The 20150-nt window shown below is 65.8% G+C and carries 20 protein-coding genes; 15 read left to right on the top strand and 5 right to left on the bottom strand.

Annotated features, from left to right (window positions below; translation table 11 throughout):
* The first annotated feature begins 164 nt into the window (after positions 1–164).
* A complete protein-coding gene (locus H5407_RS09650; protein ID WP_183104236.1) occupies positions 165–887 on the top strand; it encodes a serine protease in 723 nt (240 codons plus the stop codon).
* 98 nt (positions 888–985) lie between these two features.
* Positions 986–1564, top strand: a complete 579-nt coding sequence (gene phaR, locus H5407_RS09645; RefSeq protein ID WP_183104235.1) for a polyhydroxyalkanoate synthesis repressor PhaR — start codon at positions 986–988, stop codon at positions 1562–1564.
* A gap of 828 nt (positions 1565–2392) precedes the next feature.
* Here the strand turns inward: phaR and H5407_RS09640 are convergent.
* Positions 2393–3472 (bottom strand): AAA family ATPase, encoded by a 1080-nt coding sequence (locus H5407_RS09640; RefSeq protein WP_183104234.1) that lies wholly within the window; start codon positions 3470–3472, stop codon positions 2393–2395.
* The gene (locus tag H5407_RS24855) at positions 3447–3899 is read right to left on the bottom strand and encodes a helix-turn-helix domain-containing protein (protein ID WP_404935613.1); all 453 of its coding nucleotides are present in this window, start codon (positions 3897–3899) and stop codon (positions 3447–3449) included. Before H5407_RS24855 ends, H5407_RS09640 begins: the two co-directional genes overlap by 26 nt.
* A 126-nt stretch (positions 3900–4025) precedes the next feature.
* Between H5407_RS24855 and rimO the strand changes: the two genes are divergently transcribed.
* The gene (gene rimO, locus H5407_RS09630) at positions 4026–5417 is read left to right on the top strand and encodes a 30S ribosomal protein S12 methylthiotransferase RimO (RefSeq protein ID WP_183104232.1); all 1392 of its coding nucleotides are present in this window, start codon (positions 4026–4028) and stop codon (positions 5415–5417) included.
* Positions 5418–5517: 100 nt separating this feature from the next.
* A complete protein-coding gene (locus H5407_RS09625; RefSeq protein ID WP_183104231.1) occupies positions 5518–6720 on the top strand; it encodes a PLP-dependent transferase in 1203 nt (400 codons plus the stop codon).
* Here H5407_RS09625 and H5407_RS09620 read toward each other — a convergent pair.
* Positions 6704–7795, bottom strand: coding sequence for an adenosine deaminase (locus tag H5407_RS09620; protein WP_183104230.1), 1092 nt, complete (start codon positions 7793–7795; stop codon positions 6704–6706). The two genes, H5407_RS09625 and H5407_RS09620, sit on opposite strands and share 17 nt — an antisense overlap.
* 87 nt (positions 7796–7882) lie before the next feature.
* Positions 7883–8347, bottom strand: a complete 465-nt coding sequence (gene smpB / locus H5407_RS09615; protein ID WP_183104229.1) for an SsrA-binding protein SmpB — start codon at positions 8345–8347, stop codon at positions 7883–7885.
* Positions 8348–8393: 46 nt separating this feature from the next.
* On the opposite strand from smpB, the gene H5407_RS09610 reads away from it, so the two are divergent.
* Complete coding sequence (locus H5407_RS09610; protein WP_183104228.1) at positions 8394–8849, top strand: type II toxin-antitoxin system RatA family toxin; 456 nt, start codon at positions 8394–8396, stop codon at positions 8847–8849.
* Positions 8836–9189, top strand: a complete 354-nt coding sequence (locus tag H5407_RS09605) for an RnfH family protein (RefSeq protein ID WP_255501170.1) — start codon at positions 8836–8838, stop codon at positions 9187–9189. Before H5407_RS09610 ends, H5407_RS09605 begins: the two co-directional genes overlap by 14 nt.
* A 13-nt stretch (positions 9190–9202) precedes the next feature.
* Here H5407_RS09605 and H5407_RS09600 read toward each other — a convergent pair whose 3' ends face one another.
* Complete coding sequence (locus H5407_RS09600; RefSeq protein ID WP_183104227.1) at positions 9203–9694, bottom strand: DUF4124 domain-containing protein; 492 nt, start codon at positions 9692–9694, stop codon at positions 9203–9205.
* A gap of 296 nt (positions 9695–9990) precedes the next feature.
* On the opposite strand from H5407_RS09600, the gene guaB reads away from it, so the two are divergent.
* The 9 genes from guaB (at position 9991) to H5407_RS09555 (ending at position 20054) form a co-directional block, all read left to right on the top strand.
* Positions 9991–11463: an IMP dehydrogenase gene (gene guaB / locus H5407_RS09595; protein ID WP_183104226.1), complete on the top strand. Its 1473-nt coding sequence runs from the start codon at positions 9991–9993 to the stop codon at positions 11461–11463.
* 77 nt (positions 11464–11540) lie between these two features.
* On the top strand, positions 11541–12815 hold the full coding sequence (locus H5407_RS09590) for an MFS transporter (protein ID WP_255501169.1): 1275 nt from the start codon (positions 11541–11543) through the stop codon (positions 12813–12815).
* A gap of 12 nt (positions 12816–12827) precedes the next feature.
* Positions 12828–14432, top strand: coding sequence for a glutamine-hydrolyzing GMP synthase (gene guaA, locus H5407_RS09585; RefSeq protein WP_183104225.1), 1605 nt, complete (start codon positions 12828–12830; stop codon positions 14430–14432).
* Between the two features lie 451 nt (positions 14433–14883).
* Positions 14884–15741: a branched-chain amino acid ABC transporter permease gene (locus H5407_RS09580; protein WP_183104224.1), complete on the top strand. Its 858-nt coding sequence runs from the start codon at positions 14884–14886 to the stop codon at positions 15739–15741.
* Entirely contained in the window at positions 15738–16712 is a 975-nt protein-coding gene (locus H5407_RS09575) for a branched-chain amino acid ABC transporter permease (protein WP_183104223.1), read from the top strand. The genes H5407_RS09580 and H5407_RS09575 overlap by 4 nt, the downstream gene beginning before the upstream one ends.
* Positions 16709–17440 carry an ABC transporter ATP-binding protein gene (locus tag H5407_RS09570; RefSeq protein ID WP_183104222.1) on the top strand — a complete coding sequence of 244 codons (732 nt, stop codon included), beginning with the start codon at positions 16709–16711 and terminating at the stop codon, positions 17438–17440. The genes H5407_RS09575 and H5407_RS09570 overlap by 4 nt, the downstream gene beginning before the upstream one ends.
* The gene (locus H5407_RS09565) at positions 17437–18294 is read left to right on the top strand and encodes an ABC transporter ATP-binding protein (RefSeq protein ID WP_183104221.1); all 858 of its coding nucleotides are present in this window, start codon (positions 17437–17439) and stop codon (positions 18292–18294) included. The genes H5407_RS09570 and H5407_RS09565 overlap by 4 nt, the downstream gene beginning before the upstream one ends.
* 46 nt (positions 18295–18340) lie before the next feature.
* Positions 18341–18736, top strand: coding sequence for a RidA family protein (locus tag H5407_RS09560; protein WP_183104220.1), 396 nt, complete (start codon positions 18341–18343; stop codon positions 18734–18736).
* A gap of 64 nt (positions 18737–18800) precedes the next feature.
* On the top strand, positions 18801–20054 hold the full coding sequence (locus H5407_RS09555) for an ABC transporter substrate-binding protein (RefSeq protein ID WP_183104219.1): 1254 nt from the start codon (positions 18801–18803) through the stop codon (positions 20052–20054).
* The last annotated feature ends 96 nt before the right edge of the window (positions 20055–20150 follow it).

The following is a 20150-nucleotide window of genomic DNA, read 5'->3' as shown; positions in this document are numbered from 1 at the left end:
CGGGGGTCTGCGGCGCTGGCGGGCATTGATGCGAAGATGGGCCGCCCGTGAGCCCCTGTGTCCTGTTCGGCTTTCTTGACCCGATGAATCAAACCTCTGGCAATTCGTGCGCATGGCTGCGTCGGCGGCCGCTGCTGGCTTTGCTGCCGGCCCTCCTGGCTGGCATGGCTGCACCGGTCCGGGCAGCGCTGCCGGACACCGTCGTGCAGCTCAAGCCTTCCGTGCTGATGGTCGGCACCTACGCCGAGACCGACACCCCGCGCTTCAACTTCCGCGGCACTGGCTTCGCGGTGCTCGAGGGGCGCCATGTGCTGACCAATGCGCATGTGATCCCTGAAGCCGCAGCCCTGGTCGACGGACGGCGCCTGGTCGTGCAGGTGCCCGAGGGCAAGGGCAAGTGGAGCCAGCGCACGGCCCTGGTAGTGGCTCAGGACGTGAGCCGGGACCTGGCCTTGGTCAGCATCGAGGGCGCACCCGTGAAGCCGCTGCGCCTGGCCTCGGCAGAGCAGTTGCGCGAGGGCATGGACATCGCCCTGATGGGCTTTCCCTTGGCCGGTGCCGTGGGCTACACGGCCGTGACGCACCGCGGTGTGCTGGCGGCCATGACGGATGTCGTGCTGCCGCCGCCAGTGGCGCAGGCCCTGTCACCGCGGGCCATCCGGCAGCTGCGGGACGGCGGCTTCCAGGTGATGCAGCTGGACGTCACAGCCTACCCCGGCAACAGCGGTGGCCCGGTCTTCGAGCCGGACAGCGGGCTGGTGCTGGGCGTGGTGAGCATGGTGCTGATCAAGGGGACGCGGGAGTCGGCGCTCAGCTCGCCCACGGGCATCACGTATGCCATCCCGGCCGACGTGGCGGCCGAGTTCGTGCGCAGCAGCAAGCCCTGAGACCGGGCGGCCCGCCGCCCTGCTGACGACGGGGAAAACCCGTCCGGGCGCCCGGCGGGGGCGCTCCTAGAATCTTCGCTCTCGCTCAAGGAGTTTTCATGGTCACTGCCCGTCGAGGCAAGGCGTCTTCCACGCAGGATCCGGCCGCCAAGGCAGGCCCGCGTGTGCTCAAGAAGTACCCCAACAGGCGTCTCTATGACACCCAGACCAGCAGCTACATCACGCTGGCCGACGTCAAGGCCATGGTGCTGCAGGGGCAGACCTTCGAGGTGCGCGACGCCAAGAGCGGCGACGACCTCACCCGCTCCATCCTGCTGCAGATCATCCTGGAGGAAGAGACCGGCGGCGTGCCCATGTTCTCCACCCAGATCCTCGAGCAGATCATCCGCTTCTACGGCCATGCCATGCAGGGCGTGATGGGCGCCTACCTCGAGAAGAACCTGCAGACCTTCACCGACCTGCAGCACAGCTTCGTCGAGCAGAGCAAGGGGCTGCCCTTCAGCCCCGAGCTCTGGACCCAGTTCCTCAGCGGCCAGACGCCTGCCATGCAGGGCCTGATGGGCAGCTACATGGAGCAGTCCAAGAACCTCCTGACCCAGATGCAGGAGCAGATGCAGCAGGCGGGATCGATGTTCCCCGTCATGCCGGGCATGCCCGGATTTGGCGGCAAGAAGTAGGCCGCTGAGGCGCCGCAGCGCAGAGGCTGGCGCCAAGAAGTCATCAGGGCGTGGGCATTTGAGGGCGCCGCGAGCGGTCGGCGTGAGTGCCGCCCGCGCCACCGCCTAAAATCGCGGGATGAGCGCATCCACCTCCACGGGCCAAGAGGCCGTCGCGGCCTCCGCCGCCCCCAAGATCGGCTTCGTCAGCCTCGGCTGAGCCAAGGAGCTTGGCTACATACCAATCACCAATGGGGTGCTGGCGTCTTTGCTTCTGCTGTGTCCTCGCCTTAGCGCATGTGCCACTTGTTTTGCTTACTCTAGTCAGCTGACCAGCTTATGTGACAGTCCAGCCAACTGAGCCCGGCATGTTTGCGCATTCGCACATTTCAGCTTTGGAATCCACGGAACGAAGTGCTTGGCGAAGCTTGTGACGATGATTCGTTCTATCCGTGACTCTCGGTCGGAGTTTTGACTGGACGTTTGATTGCTCAAGATGGACAGCCACTCGGACGGAGACTTGTCTTTTCGAGGCTCTAAGTGCAAGGACTTGTAGGTCAGCTGCCTCTGGGCGATGGGCTGCAACGAAAAGTCCTGCCAGGGTGTCTCGTACCTTCAGTTGAATCTCTGCATAGAAATCCAAGCCTTTGGACCTGCGTTCTCGACGATAGTCTTTGACTTCAATTAGCCAGAGCTCTTTGACAGGGTCAGACCTTAGAGCAACGATGTCCACGGCCTTGCTGTCCGATAGACTTTGAAAGTGGCTTCTATAGTGCGAAGTTTCGTCGTACTTCACAGCCGACCACCCAGCTGGAAAATTGAAGGTCAGCTCGCCTTCCTCGATTGACGTCATAGGTGGGTTCCCGACGCGTGGGCTCGCTCAAAAGCACGCTGTTCATAACGTTCGCTTTGAGTGATCTCAGCATCCAACGCAGCAATCGGATCAATCCCTTCTGCGGAGTCGCTCTCGGTTATGACGACTCCGTTCTGGTCGACTGGATTTGTGCCTAGAGCAATGAAGTGAGATGGAACTCCCGCGTCTTGTAGACACATGTCTAGCTCCCGCAGCAAAAAGAGACTGTGAGTCGCAAGAATCACCTGTGTGCCTTTTGCTGCGACGAGTACCAAGATCTGAGCAAGCTGCGACAGCAACTTGGGATTAAGGTTCGTCTCTGGCTCATCCCAGTACAGCGTTGCCTTGTCTTTCAGAACGCCATTTGCAACGAGGTAGGCAACGGTTGCGAGCTTCCTGATGCCCTCTGCGACCAAAGGGATCTCCATGTTCCCTTCGCCGGGAATGCTCAAAACGAAGCGACCGTTTGCATTGCTCACCGTTCCACCGATAGCAGCTTCTAACGGAGCAAGTAGTCGCCTAGCGTCCTCATAGCGCCTACCCTTTAGGAGTGGTCGCTCAAGTGCCAAGCAAAGGTCGTAGTAAGTTTCGTCAATCTCAATGTGGTAGTCGCGATAAAGCGAAGCAAACCGCGGGAACATTGAGATCACTTCTTTGGTTGGAAAGAAGAGCGATGGCGCAGCGAGACCCGCGGCAGGCGCCTTTTCGATGCTTACCTCGGTCTTGCTATTCGTTGCAAACGAGAACTTTAGTGATGCGTCGCCTTCACCAATGAAGTCGATCGCGACGTCCGCCCGTTGTCTGCCGGAGCCCCTTCTTGCAAGCCGTCCAAGGCTATCCGGTCGAAAGACGGCTCGTAGCTTGTCCGCGAGAGTTCGCTGTTGCTCCGTCTTCGGCACTTGCTGACCGCCTTCTGAAACCCATGTGTGGGCAACCGCGGAGCTTGAATAGGCAAGCTTCAACAGATGGCTCTTGCCCATGCCGTTCTCTCCAACAATCACGTTGATTCCCGGCACAAATGAAACGGTCGCCTCTCTGAAGACAGTGAAGTTACTCAGTTTGATGCTTTTCAGCACGGGCTTCTCCTTGTTCCGCCAAGTCTAGCTGCAGCGACGCATTGGGCTTCGCGGAACGATCAGTAAGTAGTCGAACGAACGAAAGCACAAGTGCCCGCTTACGAATGGCAAGCTTTCGGAACTGACTCAGCAAATGACGCTCGTCGTCTGTGCGAGCATGGGCCTCGACAAGCGGCTCGCCTTCGCCGAACAGTAGGAACTGCGGAGTCGTGTTTAGGGCGCGTGCTAGCCGAAGTAGTGTCGTTGCACTGGGTTGCCGAGCATCGTGGTTCACGAGATTGGCAATCGTGGGCTGGGAGACGCCCGAGAGGCGTGCTGCATCCGACTGCGACAGCTGTCGCACTACCAGTAGCCACTTCAGTCGTTGGCCGAACGACACCCAGCAATGTTCATGTGCTCGTCTCGTTGATGCTGTCGTGGAGGTCATAGCGTGTGGGACGCGAGTTGTGTGGCTCGCTGAGGAGCTGGTCCGGTTAAATATCCTTGGGCAGAAATTACAGCTGAAATAGAATGCTGGGCTTCGGTGCTAGGTGGCACGCAGGAAAATACTCAAATGGAATCAAAGACTTACGATCCAACCGCTGCCACGCTGGCCCCAAAAATTGGCTTCGTTTCACTAGGCTGCCCCAAGGCCCTGACCGACTCCGAACTCATCCTGACCCAGCTGCGGGCCGAGGGCTATGACACCTCCAAGACCTTTGCCGGCGCAGATCTGGTGATCGTCAACACCTGCGGCTTCATCGACGATGCCGTCAAGGAAAGCCTGGACACCATCGGCGAGGCCCTGGCCGAGAACGGCAAGGTCATCGTCACCGGCTGCCTGGGCGCCAAGAGCGGGGCCAACACCGACAACCTGGTGCGCGAGGTGCACCCCAGCGTGCTGGCCGTCACCGGCCCGCATGCCACGCAGGAAGTCATGGATGCCGTGCACCTGCATGTGCCCAAGCCCCATGATCCCTTCGTGGACCTGGTGCCGGCACAGGGCGTCAAGCTCACGCCCAAGCACTACGCCTACTTGAAGATCAGCGAAGGCTGCAACCACCGCTGCTCCTTCTGCATCATCCCCAGCATGCGCGGCGACCTGGTCTCTCGCCCCATCGGCGATGTGCTCAACGAGGCCCGGGCCCTGTTCGAGGCCGGCGTCAAGGAGCTGCTGGTCATCAGTCAGGACACGAGCGCCTATGGCGTGGACGTCAAGTACCGCACCGGCTTCTGGGACGGCAAGCCGGTCAAGACCCGCATGTTTGACCTCGTCGCGCAACTGGGCGAGCTGGCGAAGCAGCATGGCGCCTGGGTACGCCTGCATTACGTCTATCCCTATCCGCATGTGGACGAGGTGCTGCCGCTGATGGCCGAGGGCCTGATCCTGCCCTACCTCGACGTGCCCATGCAGCACGCCCACCCCGATGTGCTCAAGCGCATGAAGCGCCCGGCCAACGGCGAGAAGAACCTGGAGCGCATCCAGGCCTGGCGCGCTGTGTGCCCGGACATCGTCATCCGCTCCACCTTCATCGCCGGCTTCCCTGGCGAGACCGAGGCCGAGTTCCAGTACCTGCTGGACTTCATGAAGGAAGCCCGCATCGACCGCGCCGGCTGTTTCGCCTACTCGCCCGTGTCCGGCGCCTCAGCCAATGAACTGCCCGGCGCGCTGCCCGACGAGGTGCGCAACGAGCGTCAGGCTCGCTTCATGGAGGTGGCAGAGGCCGTCTCCATCGACAAGCTGCGAAGCCGCATCGGCGCCACCATGCAGGTGCTGGTCGATTCTGCCCCAGCCCTGGGCCGCAAGGGCGGCGTGGGGCGCAGCTACGCCGATGCACCGGAAATCGATGGCACCGTTCGCCTGCTGCCGCCCGAGAAGGCCAGCAAGACGCTCAAGGTGGGCGAGTTCACCCGCGCCCGCATCGTGGCCGCCGAAGGCCACGACCTGATCGGCATGCCTATCTGATCCCGGCTCCTCGCGCTGCGCCGGGCTGAGCCGGCCGGCGCTGTCTTCCAGGGCCCGTGTCCGGCCAGCCTGGTCGGGTCCGCAACACCGCCTCCCGCCCATGAAGCCCAAGCGCGCCATTGCCACCGAGCAGATCCACCACCCCTACCAGCCACCTGAAGGCTGGGCCGCCATGCCGGTGGGCGTCTTCAAGGCCTCCACCGTGCTGTTCAAGGACACGGCGGACCTGCACACCTACCGCCCCCGTGACGGCAAGAGCTACCGCTACGGCCTGCACGGCACGCCCACCTCCTACACCCTGGCGGCGCGCCTGGCCACGCTGGAGGGCGCCGAGCACTGCCTGCTGACGCCCAGCGGCCTCTCCGCCATCACCGTGGTGAGCCTGGGCCTGCTGCAGCCGGGGGACGAGGTGCTGATCCCCGACAACGTCTACGGCCAGAACCGTCACCTCTGCACCGGCTTCCTGCCGCGCCTGGGCATCACGCACAAGGTCTATGACCCGCTGGATGTGCCCGCCTTCGAGGCCCTGCTGGGCGAGAAGACGCGCCTGGTCTGGCTGGAGGCAGCAGGCTCCATCACGCTGGAATTCCCGGACCTCATCGGCCTGATCCGCGCCTGCAAGGCCCGCGGGATCACCACCGCGCTGGACAACACCTGGGGCGCTGGTGTCGCCTTCAAGCCCTTCGACCTGCTGCCGGAGCGCGAGCCGGGTTTCGGCGTGGACATCTCCATGCAGGCCCTGACCAAGTACCCCTCCGGCGGTGCCGACGTGCTGATGGGCGCGGTCTACACCCGCGACCAGGCCCTGCACGACCGCCTCAACGACTGCCACGAGCACCTGGGCTACGGCCTGGGCCAGAACGATGTGGAGCTGGTGCTGCGGGGCCTGCCCACCCTGGAATTGCGCTACCGTGCCCAGGATGCCAGCACCCGCCAGCTGGCCCGCTGGATGCAGGGCCAGCCGCAGGTGGCCCGGGTGCTGCACCCGGCGCTGCCTGGCTCACCCGGCCATGCTCACTGGTGCGAGCTGAGCACGGGCGGCGCGGCCTGTCTGTTCTCGGCCGTGTTGCAGCCGCAGTACAGCGCGGCGCAGGTCGATGCCTTCGTGGACGCGCTGGAGCTCTTCGGCATCGGCTACTCCTGGGCCGGCCCCATGAGCCTGGCCGTGCCCTACAACATGAGCCGCAGTCGTTCCCTGGGCCTGCCCTACGAGGCGGGGCACATCGTGCGCTTCGCCATCGGCCTGGAGGCAGCGGACGATCTGCAGGCGGACCTGGCGCAGGCGCTCAGGCGTCTGGGCTGAGGTCCGCGGGGGCGTCCGGGTCGAAGCCGGGGTCGAAGCCGACGGTGGCGAAGTCCCGCGCCAGCCGCGCGCGCCAGGCGATCTTGTCGGCGTCCGGCGCGAAGCTGGCCGCCAGGCTGTTGTCCAACAGTCGGTGCCATTCGGCCAGGCCCAATTGCGGCATGGCGCGGACGCAGGCTTCGATGTTGTCCATCAGGTAGCCGCCGAAATAGGCCGGGTCGTCGGCGTTGACCAGGGCACGCAGGCCCTCGGCCAGCAACTGCGGCAGGCAGTGCTCCTCCAGCCGCTGCACCACGCGCAGCTTGACGTTGGACAGCGGGCAGACCGTCAACGGCGTGCCTGCCTGGCGCAGGTGGGCGACGAGCGCAGCGTCCTCCAGGCAGCGCACGCCATGGTCGATGCGCTCGGCATGCAGGCTCAGCAGGGCATCCCAGATGTAGGCTGGCGGGCCCTCCTCGCCGGCATGCGCCACGCGGTGCAGGCCTAGCGCGCCCGCGGCGGCGAAGACCATCGCGAACTGCTCGGGGGGGTGGCCCAGCTCGCTGCTGTCCAGGCCCACACCGAGCAAGTCCTCGCGGAAAGGCTTGAGGGCCTCCAGCGTGTCCAGCGCGGCCTCCTCGCTGAGATGGCGCAGGAAGCAGGGGATCAGGCCCACGCTGAGTCCCAGCTCGCGCCGCGCACGCGCGATGGCCGTGTTGAGGCCCTGCATCACGAGAGGCAGGGGCACGCCGCGGTCGGTGTGGGTCTGGGGATCGAAGAAGATCTCGCAGCGCACGCAGCCGTCGGCCCGGGCGCGCTGGAAGTAGGCCCAGGCCAGGTCCTCGAAGTCGCGGGCCTGCAGCAGCACGCTGGCCCCGGCGTAGTAGAGGTCCAGGAAGCTCTGCAGGTTCTGGAAGTCGTAGGCCCGACGCAGAGCGGCGACGTCGGGGTAAGGCAGGGTGATGCCGTTGCGCATCGCCAGCGCGAACATCATCTCAGGCTCCAGCGTGCCTTCGATGTGCAGATGCAACTCGGCCTTGGGCGCGCGGCGCAGCAGGGCCAGCAAGACGTCCGTGGGGAGGCTGGGGTGGGGCATGGCTGTCCTCCTGGAGGGATGGGGACAGTATGGGCCGAATGCGGCGTTGCGGGTGTGTCTGATGGCGTCTGTCGAGCTCAGCGGGGATCAGTCCTTGGCGGGGCCGCCAACCTTGTGGCGCATCAGGCGGCCCTTCTCGCGTTCCCAGTCGCGCTTCTTCTCGGTCTCGCGCTTGTCATGCTGCGCCTTGCCCTTGGCCAGCGCGATCTCCACCTTCACCCGTCCGTCCTTGTAGTGCAGGTTCAGCGGCACGATGGTGTAGCCGCGCTGTTCCACCTTGCCGATGAGGCGGCGGATCTGCTCCCGCTTCATCAGCAGCTTGCGCGTGCGGTCGGCCAGCGGGTTGACGTGGGTGGAGGCGGTGCGCAGCGGGTTGATGCGGCAGCCGATGAGGAAGAGCTCGCCGTCCTTGATCAGCACATAGCCATCCGGCAACTGCACCTGGCCTTCGCGGATGGCCTTGACCTCCCAGCCCTCCAGCACGATGCCGGCCTCGTACTGCTCTTCGATGTGGTATTCAAATCGGGCGCGGCGGTTTTCTGCGATGGACATGGAGGTTCATTCGGGCCGCAAGCGGCCAATACAATCCCGGCATTGTATGAAGCATGTGAAGAAGTCCGTTCTGCTCTGGTACACGCCCCAGGAAATGCATGACCTGGTGACGGCCGTTCCCCGCTATCCCGAGTTCCTGCCCTGGTGCGACCGCGCCGAGGTGCTGGAGACGCATGAGGATGGCGTCACGGCGCGCGTGGGCCTGTCCATTGCCGGGGTGCGCCAGTCCTTCTCGACGCGCAACACCTACGAGGGCCATGAGCGGGTGGCCATGCGTCTGGTCGATGGGCCCTTCTCGGTGCTGGAGGGCGACTGGACCTTCCTGCCCCTGGGCGCGGCACCGGGCCAGGCTCCGCAGGCCTGCAAAGTCGAGTTCGAGCTGCACTACGCCTTTTCCAGCGCGGCGCTCGAAGCTGTGGTGAGCCCCGTCTTCGATCGCATTGCCGCGACCTTTGTGGACTCCTTTGTCAAGCGGGCCGAGGTGGTCTATGGATCCCGCTGAGCAGGCCATGCTTCGCATCGAGCTGGTCTGGAGCCCGCGGCCGGGATGCGTCCTTGCCGAGCCCCTGATGCTCGCGGCCGGCAGCACGGTGTCGCAGGCCTTGGCGGCCTCGCCGCGCTTCGCCCTGGACCGTGCCGGTCTGGAGGCAGGCGGGCCGCTCTGCGTGGGGGTGTGGGGCCGTCAGCAGGCCTTGGAGACCGTGCTGCGGGATCACGATCGCGTGGAGGTGTACAGGCCTCTGACGGTGGATCCCAAGGAGGCCCGGCGCCTGCGCTACCGGGCCACGGGGCGGCGCATCGTCTCGCGGCATCGGCCGCTTGGGGGCAGGTCGGGCGCCTGAGGAGCGAAGGGGCTCAGCGGCAGTCGCTCTTGACGATGCCCTGCACACGTTCGCGTTCGGCGGCGCGCTGCTTGTCGTCCATGAAGACCGTTTCGCCGGCCGCATTGAGGGTTGACACCCGCAGGCCGGTGTCCAGCAGCACCAGGTTCTGGCGCGCGCGTTGGCAGTTCTCGGCGCGTGCGGCGGCCATCTTCTTGGCCTCCTCGGCCTGGCGAGCCTGGGCCTGGTCGGCCTCCTTCTTGGCCTGGCCCTGCTGCTCGGCGTCCTTCTTGGCGGCATCCTTGGCCGCAGCATTGGCGGAGGCGGCAGCAGCGGCGCTGGCGGCGGCGGCCTGGGCCGAGCCATAGGGCACGACGGTGGCGCGAGTGCCGGGCGGGCGCTGCAGGATGTCCTTGTCCGCCACGCTGGCGGGCGGGGGGAGATCGCTGTACTGGATCTTGCCGTTGGCGTCCTTCCATTTCCACTGAGCCTCGGCCGCAGGGCCGAACAGCAGCAATGCGCTCAAAGACAGCAGTTGAAGGCAGGGAGAGAGGCGCAACGACATGTCAGTTCTTTTCCGAGTCAATCAAGCAAAGTGTAGGGCGGGCCCCGTCGCTTGATGCGGGTCCAGACCCCTGCAGTTGTCAGTGAATGTGAAACTGCCTTGACGCTAGTGGCCATCTGTGGTGAAGCCAAGGCCATAGTTCACGACTTGCCCGGTTTGGGCCCCGCTGAGCCGGCTTTGCGCCTGGTTTTCACGGCTGACAGGGCAGGGCTCGCGCGACTTCCCTATAATGCCGCTTTGCGTCTGGAGCCACCCTCATGCGCCTTCTTGGAAAAGCGCTCACCTTCGACGATGTGTTGTTGGTGCCTGCGTTCTCCCAGGTGTTGCCCCGCGACACCAGCCTCGCCACCCAGCTGACCCGCAACATCCGGATCAACCTGCCCCTGGTGTCTGCCGCCATGGACACGGTCACGGAATCCCGCCTTGCCATCGCCATGGCACAGGAAGGCGGCATGGGCATCGTCCACAAGAACCTCACGCCGCAGCAGCAGGCCGCCGAAGTGGCCCGCGTCAAGCGTTATGAGTCCGGTGTTCTGCGCGATCCCATCACCATCACGCCGGATGCCACCGTCCGTCAGGTCAAGGCGCTGTCGGAACAGCATGGCATCTCCGGCTTCCCGGTGCTGGAGGGCAACAAGGTGGTCGGCATCGTGACCGGCCGCGACCTGCGCTTCGAGACCCGCATGGACGCCGCCGTCCGCGAGATCATGACCCCGGCCGCGCGCCTGATCACGGTCAAGGAAGGCGCCTCGCTGGCCGAGGCCAAGGCGCTGATGCACACGCACAAGCTGGAGCGCGTGCTGGTCATCAACGACGCTTTCGAGCTGCGCGGCCTGATGACGGTGAAGGACATCACCAAGCAGACCAACTTTCCCAATGCCGCCCGTGATGCGCAAGGCAAGCTGCGCGTCGGCGCTGCGGTGGGCGTGGGCGATGGCACAGAAGAGCGCGTCGAGTTGCTGGTCAAGGCCGGCGTTGATGCCATTGTGGTCGATACCGCCCACGGCCACAGCGCCGGCGTGATCGAGCGCGTGCGCTGGGTCAAGAAGAACTTCCCGCAGGTCGATGTCATCGGCGGCAACATCGCCACCGGTGCGGCCGCCCTGGCCCTGGTCGAGGCGGGCGCTGATGGCGTCAAGGTCGGCATTGGCCCCGGCTCCATCTGCACCACCCGCATTGTGGCCGGCGTGGGCGTGCCCCAGATCACCGCCATCGACTACGTGGCCACCGCACTCAAGGGCACGGGCGTGCCCCTGATCGCCGACGGCGGCATCCGCTACTCGGGCGACATCGCCAAGGCCATCGCTGCCGGCGCCAGCGCCGTCATGATGGGCGGCATGTTCGCCGGTACCGAGGAAGCGCCGGGCGAGGTCATCCTCTTCCAGGGCCGCTCTTACAAGAGCTACCGCGGTATGGGCTCCATCGGTGCCATGAAGGCCGGCTCGGCGGACCGCTACTTCCAGGAAAACGACGAGACCACCAACCCCAATGCGGACAAGCTGGTGCCTGAGGGCATCGAAGGCCGCGTGCCCTACAAGGGCTCCATGGTGGCCATCGTCTTCCAGATGGCCGGCGGCGTGCGCGCCTCCATGGGCTACTGCGGCTGCGCCACCATCGCCGAGATGCACGAGCGCGCCGAGTTCGTCGAGATCACCGCCGCGGGCATTCGAGAAAGCCATGTCCACGATGTGCAGATCACCAAAGAGGCGCCGAACTACCGATCGGAGTAAGCCGGCAGGTGCAAAGCAGGGGCGACGCAGGTCGCCCCTGCTTTCATTCCGGCCCGCAGCAGCCATGAGCACAAGCAATGACCGTGTCTGAAAATCCGGCCCCCGTTCCCAAGACCGGGCGCCAGGCCGGGATGCTCTTCATCATGATTGCCGTGCTGATCGACATGATCAGCATCGGCCTCATCATCCCGGTGCTGCCGCCTCTGGTGGGCACCTTCGCCCGTACGCCGGCCGAGCACAATCTGGCCTATCTGGCGGTGGCCTTTGCCTTTGGCATCGCCAACTTCTTCGGCTCGCCCATTCTGGGCTCGCTGTCCGACCGCTACGGCCGCCGGCCGGTGATGCTGATCGGCTTCTGCGGCCTGGCGCTGAGCTTCTTCGTCACCGCCACCGCCACCGCCTTGTGGATGCTGGTGGCCGTGCGCCTGGTCAGCGGTGCGATGCAGGCCAATGCCGCCGTCGCCAATGCCTACGTGGCCGACATCAGCGCGCCGGAAGAGCGCGCCAAGCGTTTCGGCATGCTGGGCGCGGCCTTCGGCATGGGCTTCATCCTCGGGCCGGCCATGGGCGGCATCCTGGGGGACATCAACCTGCACCTGCCCTTTTTCGTGGCCGGTTCGCTGGCCCTGGTGAACTGGCTGTACGGCTTCTTCGTGCTGCCGGAGTCCCTCAAGCCCGAGAACCGCCGCCCCTTCGAGTGGCGCAAGGCCAACCCGGTCAGCGCGCTCGGCCGCCTGGGCAAGCTCAAGGGCGTGGGCGGCCTGGTCTTCGTGCTCGGGCTGAGCGGCCTGGCGCAGCTGATCCTGCACAGCAGCTGGGTGCTCTACACGGCGCACAAGTTCGGCTGGGGCCCCAAGGCCAACGGCCTGTCGCTGTTCGCGGTGGGCGTGATGTCGGTCATCGTGCAGGGCTTCCTGATGCCTCGCCTGCTGAAGGCCTTCGCGGCGCACAAGCTGGTGATATGGGGCCTGGCGTCCTCGGTGCTCACTAATGCCTTCTGGGGGTGGGCGACCGAGGGCTGGATGATGTTCGTGCCCATCGTCGTCAACGTGCTGGGCTTTGCCGCCGGCACGGCGCTGCAAAGCCTGATCTCCAACGCGGCTGACGCCCGCACCCAGGGCGAGACCATGGGCGCCGTCTCCTCGCTCAACAGCGTGATGGCGGTGCTGGCGCCGGTGATCGGCCCGGGCCTGATGTACCTCGTCTCGGACGTGCCGCCCACGAACTGGCTGGCCGGCGCGCCCTTCTACTTCTGTGCCCTGCTGCAGGCACTGTCGCTGTTCTTCGCCTGGCGCCATTTCGCGCGGGCCACACCTTCGGCCAGCGCTGCACCGGCGCCGGCCGGCCACTGAGTGAGCACCACCATGCATGACAAAGTCCTGATCCTCGACTTCGGCTCCCAGGTCACCCAGCTGATCGCCCGCCGCGTCCGCGAGACCCATGTCTACTGCGAGATCCATCCGAACGACGTGTCGGACGACTTCATCCGCAGCTTTGCACCCAAGGCCATCATCCTGTCCGGCAGCCATGCATCGACCTACGAGGACCACGAGCTGCGTGCGCCGCAGGCCGTGTGGGACCTGGGGGTGCCCGTGCTGGGCATCTGCTACGGCATGCAGACCATGGCGGTGCAGCTGGGCGGCAAGGTTGAGTGGAGCGACACCCGCGAGTTCGGCTACTCCGAAGTCCGTGCCCACGGCCACACCCGCCTGCTGGACGGCATCCAGGACTTCGCCACGGCCGAGGGCCATGGCATGTTGAAGGTGTGGATGAGCCATGGCGACAAGGTCACCGCACTGCCCCCGGGGTTCACGCTGATGGCCTCCACGCCCAGCTGCCCCATCGCCGCCATGGCCAACGAGGCCAAGGGCTACTACGCGGTGCAGTTCCACCCCGAGGTCACGCATACCCTGCAGGGTCAGGTCTTGCTGCACCGTTTCGTGCGCGAGATCGCCGGCTGCAAGGGCGACTGGATCATGGGCGACTACATCGAGGAAGCCGTCCAGAAGATCCGCGAGCAGGTGGGTGACGAGGAAGTGATCCTCGGCCTGTCCGGTGGCGTGGACTCCAGCGTGGCCGCGGCCCTGATCCACCGCGCTATCGGCGACCAGCTCACCTGCGTCTTCGTCGATCACGGCCTGCTGCGCCTCAACGAGGGCGACATGGTCATGGACATGTTCGAGGGCAAGCTGCATGCGCGCGTGATCCGCGTGGACGCCAGCGAGCTCTTCCTGGGCCAGTTGGCCGGCGTCACCGACCCCGAGAAGAAGCGCAAGATCATCGGTGGTCTCTTCGTCGATGTCTTCAAGGCAGAGGCCGGTAAGCTCAAGGCCAGCGGCCAAGGCCACAAGGGCGCAACGTTCCTGGCTCAAGGCACGATCTACCCCGACGTGGTCGAGAGCGGCGGCACCAAGACCAAGAAGGCCACCACCATCAAGAGCCACCACAACGTGGGTGGCCTGCCGGAGCAGTTGGGCCTGAAGCTGCTGGAGCCGCTGCGCGAGCTGTTCAAGGACGAGGTCCGCGAGTTGGGCGTGGCCCTGGGCCTGCCGCATGAGATGGTCTACCGCCATCCCTTCCCGGGCCCGGGCCTGGGCGTGCGCATCCTGGGCGAGGTGAAGAAGGACTACGCCGACCTGCTGCGCCGTGCCGACGCGATCTTCATCGAGGAGCTGCGCAACTGGAAGGACGAGGCCACCGGCAAGACCTGGTACGACCTCACCAGCCAGGCCTTCACCGTCTTCCTGCCGGTGAAGAGCGTGGGCGTGATGGGGGACGGCCGCACCTACGACTACGTGGTGGCCCTGCGCGCCGTGCAGACCAGCGATTTCATGACCGCCGACTGGGCCGAGCTGCCCTACGGCCTGCTGAAGAAGGTGTCGGGGCGCATCATCAATGAGGTGCGCGGCATCAACCGCGTGACCTACGACGTCTCGAGCAAGCCGCCTGCGACCATTGAATGGGAGTAATGGGGACACACAACAGTCCTGAGGACTGTTGTGTGCCTCATTACTCCGAAGCGCATGCAAGCGCTGAGGTGGGTGGTGGAAGTAGACCGGATGACACCGAAGCGCATGCAAGCGCCGAAGAGAGACGCAGCAAAGCGCTGCAACGCAAAGGAGAGCTTCGGCTCTCTTTTTTTTTCCAACCCCTGTCGTGCCAGCCATGTGCCCGGCACGAACGAGCCAGCTTGTCTGCTGGCAACAAGCTCAGCGCCGCTCGCCGCCATCGCCTGCCCCCCGGCATTCACAATGCCCAGACGGGTCGCCTGGGGTAACTACCTATTTTTTTGAAGTGGACATGGACTCATTGAATTTATTATATTTATCATCATAAATTGACGCGGGAGGCTCTCCATGTGCTCACACCCCGGCCGCAGGGCCAGACCCTGCCACCGCACCTCTCCCGCGAGGTGCCGCCATGCTTGAGATCGCCTTGTTCACGCTCAGCCGTGGTGCCATCTATGCCCTGGTGGCGGTGGGCTTCGTGCTGGTGTTCTCCGTGGGTGGCGTGTTGAACCTGGCCCATGGCACGCTGTTCATGCTGGGGGGCTACTTCACCTACCTGTTTTACGGCCCGCTGTTCGGCGGGCGCTGGCTGCTGCCGGCCGTGGCGCTGGCGGTGCTGTCCACCTGCGCCGTGGCAGCCCTGCTGCATGTGGTGCTGCTGCGCAGGCGTCTGCAGTCGGGGTCCTACGTCATGGTCATGACGCTGGCGGTGGCCCTGTTCGTCGAGCAGTGCTTGCGGGCAGGCTTCGGCACCACCAGCACCGGTGTTCCCGCCCTGCTGTCAGGCAGCCAGACCTTGCTGGGCGTGAGGCTGCTGAATGTGGAGATGCTGCTGTTCCCTGTGGCGTTGGCGCTGCTGGCGGCGTTGTGGGCCTACCTGCGGCATACGTCCCAGGGGCGCTCCATCATCGCGGTGGCGCAGAACCGGCAGGGAGCCTTGCTGGTGGGTATGGATGCCTCGCGGGTCGTGGGCGGCACCGTGGTGATAGCCGCCGGGCTGGCCGCCCTGGCCGGCGCGCTGGTAGCGCCCACCATCACCCTGGTGCCAACGATCTGGGCCTACTGGCTGGTGAAGGCGTTTGCGATCGCCATCCTGGGCGGCCTGGGCAGCCTGCCTGGCGCTGTTGTGGCGGCCTTCGTGCTGAGCTTCGCCGAGGTGCTGACGACCTTTGTGCTCTCGGATCAGTTCGCCGATTTGGTCGCCCTGCTGGTGATCGTGCTGGTCTTGATCCTCCGCCCCTCGGGCTTCTTCGCCACGAGAAGCCTATGAGACGGTGCAACCTCCTCCGCCACGTGCCGCCGCTGGGCGCGCTGCTGGTGCTGGCCGCGGCTGCGGCCGCCCTGCTCATCGACGCCCCATATGTGCATGAGCTCCTCATCCTGGCCGTCGTCTACGCTCAGTTCGCCGCCAGCTGGGACCTGCTCTGCGGGCCCTCAGGCCTCGACAACTTCGGGCACGCGGTGTTCATCGGCGGGGCGGGTTATGGGTCCGCCCTGCTGGGCCGGCACCTGGGCCTGGATCCCCTGCTCTCGGTTCCCCTGGCCGCCGCAGCCGCTGCGGTGCTGGGGGCGCTGGTGGGAATACTGACCCTCAGGCTGCGCGGCCCCTATTTTTCGCTGGCCACCATTACCGTCGCGGCCGTGGGCTACAAGCTGAGCTTTATCTTGTCGCGCTTCACTGGCGGGGAGGAGGGGCTGTCCGGTCTGCGGCCCTTTACCCGCAACGTGGGGACGGATTTGCTCGTGTGCTTGGCCCTGCTGTCCTTGTCATGCCTGGGGATGCAGGCCTTCATGCGCTCGCGCTGCGGCCTGGTGCTGCGCGCGACGCGCCACAACGAGGACGCTGTCATGGCCAGTGGCTACGACACCGCCGCCTACAAGATTCTGGCCTTCTCGGTCAGCGGCATGCTGGCTGGCCTGGGCGGTGCCATGTACGGCCACACGCAGATGCAGGTGAATCCGGACCTGCTCTCTGGCGGACTGTCCGTGATGGTCGTGCTGCTGGCCACGGTGGGTGGGCGAGGCCGGCCTTTGGGTCCGGCACTGGCTGCGGCCTTGCTGATCCTGCTGAGCGAGGGGTTGCGTGTCTTCGAGCAGTACCGTGCGGTGATCTTCACCGGTCTGCTGATCCTGCTGGTCTATCTGCACCCGGAAGGCCTGGCGAACAGCCCCTGGGTTCGGCGCCCGCGCTACTGGCGTCGTCGGGGTGTGGTGCAGCGGGCCGGGGAGGGCGCACCATGAGCCTGCTCGTCGTCACCGGCTTGAGCAAGCGCTTCGGCGGACTGTGGGCCGTCAAGGACCTCGGCTTCGAGCTTGCGGCCGGCCACATCCTGGGCATCATCGGACCGAACGGTGCGGGCAAGACCAGCCTGTTCAACCTGCTGACCGGCTTCCTGCCTGCAGACAGCGGCTCCGTGCGCCTGGCCGGTACTGAGCTGCTGGGCCGCCGGACGCATGCGATCGCCCGCCTGGGCCTGGCGCGGACCTTCCAGCTCGCCCGGCCCTTTGCCGGCCTGACGGTCCTGGAGTCGCTGCTGCTGCCGTTGGGCCTGCCCGGCCGCTGTACAGGCGCGACCGAGCAACGGGGGCAGGCCGGAGTGCTGCTGGAGACGCTGGGCCTGTCCCACAAGGCCGACACCCCCAGCGAAGCCCTCAACCAGGGCGAACTGCGCCTGCTGGACATCGGCCGGGCCCTGGCCTGCGGGCCTCGGCTGCTGCTGCTGGACGAGCCCTTCTCGGGGCTGGGAATGCAGGCCGTGGCCCGCGTGGCCCAGTGCCTGCGCGAGCGGCGCGAGGCGGGGGACACCACGCTCATCATCGAGCACCGCCTGCGGGAGCTCATGCCGCTGATCGATCGCGCCCTGGTGCTGAACTTCGGCGCGCGCCTGGCCGAGGGCACACCTCAGGCCATCGCAGGCAATGTGCAGGTCATCGAGGCCTATCTCGGGCGTCGGGGAGTCCTGGCATGAGCGAGCCCTTGAACTTCGATCGGGCCGGCGGGCAGGGCTCAGCAGGCCAGGGCGGGCCCGGCACCCAATGCGACAGTGGGGCGGGCGGCGCAGGCACTCCCGAGCGCAGGGACGCCACCGAAGGCAAGGGCGACGGGACGCCAGCGCGCGCCGCCCTGGTGGTCGAGCGCCTCTGCGCGGCCTATGGTGGGCTGGCCGTGCTCCATGAGGTGTCGCTGTACGTGAAGCCTGGCGAACTTGTAGCCCTGATCGGACCCAACGGTGCCGGCAAGACCACGCTGCTGCGCGCGCTCTCAGGACTGCTGCCGTCCACCGGCCGCATCCAGTTGGGGCAGCGCGCCCTGCAGGGCTGCTCGCCTCGTGAGTTTGTGCAGGCGGGCGTGATCCATTGCCCGGAAGGCCGGCAGCTCTTCCCGGATCTCAGCGTCGAGGACAACCTCCGCCTGGGCGCCCACTTGCGCTGCGATCGCGAGGCCGTGGAGGCCGATGTCGATCTGGTCTGCGAGCTGTTCCCGGGGCTGAAGCTCCGCCTGCGCCAGCGCGCAGCCTCGCTCAGCGGCGGCGAGCAGCAGATGCTGGCTATCGCGCGAGCCCTGATGGGTCGCCCGACCGTACTGATGCTGGACGAGCCGTCCTTCGGCATCGCGCCCCTTGTCGTTGGCCAGCTCTTTGACGTCCTTCGCGAGCTCAATGCCCAGGGCCTGACCGCCCTGGTGGTGGAGCAAAACGCGCAGCTTGCGCTCGCGGCCTCGCAACGCGCCTATGCGCTCGAGGAAGGGCGCATCGCCCTGCACGGCCCTAGCGCCGAGCTTGCGCAACACGAGGGCGTGCGCACTGCCTACCTGGGCCTCTGAGACCCGCGCCCGCTCACACCGATCACAGCCATCTAGGAGACGCTCCGTGAACACCGTGCTGGACCCGCAGACCATCGCCCCCCCTTACCGCCGTCGCTACTCGCATGCCTTCGTCGTGCCGCCCCAGTCGCGTCTGCTCTTCAGCTCCGGCACGGTGGGCGTGGACCCCGCCGGCGAGGTGCCGGCGGACTTCGGCCGCCAGGTCGAGCTCGTGATGAACAACCTCAGCGAGATCCTGTGCGCAGCCCAGATGGACTGGGATGACGTCGTCAAGTTCACCGGCTATCTCAAGCCCCAGTGCGACATGGCGACCTTTGCCGAGATCCGCCACCGCTACTTCGGTGCGCTCAAACCGGCCATGACACTGGTGTGGGTCGCCGGCTTGGTGGATGCGCGCTGGATGCTGGAGGTGGAGATCGTGGCGGCCCGAGCCGCCGATTGAGGGAGGGCCTGCAGCGCCCGGGCATGTCGCCCTGCAAACCTGCATGCATCGATGGAGGACAGACATGAACATCAGCAAGACCCGACGATCCGCCGCGGCATCGCGGCCCCCAAGCGCACGGCGGCGCTGGCTGAGTGCCTGTGCGGCGCTCGCGCTGAGCGCCGGCGCAGCACTGCCGGCGCATGCCGCGGACAGCCTCAAAATCGGCGTGATCGCGCCCTTCAACACGCCGCCCGGTGACGGGCTGATCAACGCCGCGCGCATGGCGGCCGAGGACATCAACGCGGCCGGAGGCATCGGCGGACGCAAGCTCGAACTCGTGACCGCCAATGACGAATACAAGCCTGAGGGAGCAGTGAACGCCTACAAGAAGCTGGCGCTCTCGGACAAGGTCGTGGCTGTCATCGGGACGGCCTCCAGCGGGGCGGCCATGGCGGTCCTGGACCCGATGACACGCTACAAGGTGCCCTTCGTCTCGACCGGGGCGGCCACGCTGCAGTTGTCCGATCGTGTGTCGCAGGACTATCCCCGGCACAAGTACTGGTTCCGCGTGATGCACACGACCCAGGAGATGGCTGACGCGCTGAGCGACTTCGCCGTGCGCTGCCTGCTCAAGGAAAAGGGCTACGACCGCGCCGCCATCCTGGCTGAGAACGCGGTGTGGGCCAAGGGCCTGCTGCCGACGCTGAAGAAGAACCTGGAGCAGGCGGGCGTCAGGATCGTTGCCGACGAGCCCTTCGATGTCGATACCAAGGACTTCAAGCCCCTGTTGAGCAAGATCATGCGGGCCGAACCGCAGTACATCATCGACCTGTCCTCGCATGTCGATGGCGCGATCTACGTCAAGCAATGGGGCGAGTTGCAGGGGCCGCCCATGTTTGGCGTCAACGCCTCGGGTGCCTCCACCCGCTTCTGGAAGGACACCGAGGGGCGCGCGGTCAGTCACATGAGCCTGATGACGGGCAGTCAGCGCGTGGCGATCACGCCCAGAACCATTCCCTGGTATGACCGCTACGTTGCGCGCTACAAGGTCTCTCCCGACTACACCAGCGGCTATACCTACGATGCGCTGTTCCTGCTCAAGCAGGCCATCGAGAAGGGTGGTACCGAGCCTGACAGGCTGGTGGCCGCGCTGGAGTCCGCAGATCTGGTCGGGGTGGTTGCGCGTTGGGCCTTTGAGAAGAACCACAACGCCCGTTTCGGTACCGGCTTCCGTGCCATTGGCGTCAACCAGTGGCGACCGGATGGCGAGCGCAGCGTGGTCTGGCCAGCAGAGATCCGCACCGATCCGGTGGCGCTGCCGCCGTGGCAGCACTGAGGCGGCGCGCGGGCGGCCTGATGCCGCTGCCCATGCCCGCGCCACGGCCTCGCGATGCCCGCGGCTTGCTGCATTCCCGCCACTCGAACAAGGAGT

Origin of the sequence: Mitsuaria sp. WAJ17, from assembly GCF_014174515.1 — a bacterium.
Lineage (GTDB): Bacteria > Pseudomonadota > Gammaproteobacteria > Burkholderiales > Burkholderiaceae_C > Roseateles_B.
Note: the sequence above shows the minus strand (reverse complement) of the source record. Positions and strands in the feature narration are given on the sequence as shown.

Bases quoted from the DNA above. Each gene is read 5' to 3' on its own strand.
- H5407_RS09650 (WP_183104236.1), top strand. From the start codon at position 165: ATGGCTGCACCGGTCCGGGCAGCGCTGCCGGACACCGTCGTGCAGCTC.
- phaR (WP_183104235.1), top strand. From the start codon at position 986: ATGGTCACTGCCCGTCGAGGCAAGGCGTCTTCCACGCAGGATCCGGCC.
- H5407_RS24855 (WP_404935613.1), bottom strand. From the start codon at position 3,899: ATGACCTCCACGACAGCATCAACGAGACGAGCACATGAACATTGCTGG.
- rimO (WP_183104232.1), top strand. From the start codon at position 4,026: ATGGAATCAAAGACTTACGATCCAACCGCTGCCACGCTGGCCCCAAAA.
- H5407_RS09625 (WP_183104231.1), top strand. From the start codon at position 5,518: ATGAAGCCCAAGCGCGCCATTGCCACCGAGCAGATCCACCACCCCTAC.
- H5407_RS09620 (WP_183104230.1), bottom strand. From the start codon at position 7,795: ATGCCCCACCCCAGCCTCCCCACGGACGTCTTGCTGGCCCTGCTGCGC.
- smpB (WP_183104229.1), bottom strand. From the start codon at position 8,347: ATGTCCATCGCAGAAAACCGCCGCGCCCGATTTGAATACCACATCGAA.
- H5407_RS09610 (WP_183104228.1), top strand. From the start codon at position 8,394: ATGAAGCATGTGAAGAAGTCCGTTCTGCTCTGGTACACGCCCCAGGAA.
- H5407_RS09605 (WP_255501170.1), top strand. From the start codon at position 8,836: ATGGATCCCGCTGAGCAGGCCATGCTTCGCATCGAGCTGGTCTGGAGC.
- guaB (WP_183104226.1), top strand. From the start codon at position 9,991: ATGCGCCTTCTTGGAAAAGCGCTCACCTTCGACGATGTGTTGTTGGTG.
- H5407_RS09590 (WP_255501169.1), top strand. From the start codon at position 11,541: ATGACCGTGTCTGAAAATCCGGCCCCCGTTCCCAAGACCGGGCGCCAG.
- guaA (WP_183104225.1), top strand. From the start codon at position 12,828: ATGCATGACAAAGTCCTGATCCTCGACTTCGGCTCCCAGGTCACCCAG.
- H5407_RS09580 (WP_183104224.1), top strand. From the start codon at position 14,884: ATGCTTGAGATCGCCTTGTTCACGCTCAGCCGTGGTGCCATCTATGCC.
- H5407_RS09575 (WP_183104223.1), top strand. From the start codon at position 15,738: ATGAGACGGTGCAACCTCCTCCGCCACGTGCCGCCGCTGGGCGCGCTG.
- H5407_RS09570 (WP_183104222.1), top strand. From the start codon at position 16,709: ATGAGCCTGCTCGTCGTCACCGGCTTGAGCAAGCGCTTCGGCGGACTG.
- H5407_RS09565 (WP_183104221.1), top strand. From the start codon at position 17,437: ATGAGCGAGCCCTTGAACTTCGATCGGGCCGGCGGGCAGGGCTCAGCA.
- H5407_RS09555 (WP_183104219.1), top strand. From the start codon at position 18,801: ATGAACATCAGCAAGACCCGACGATCCGCCGCGGCATCGCGGCCCCCA.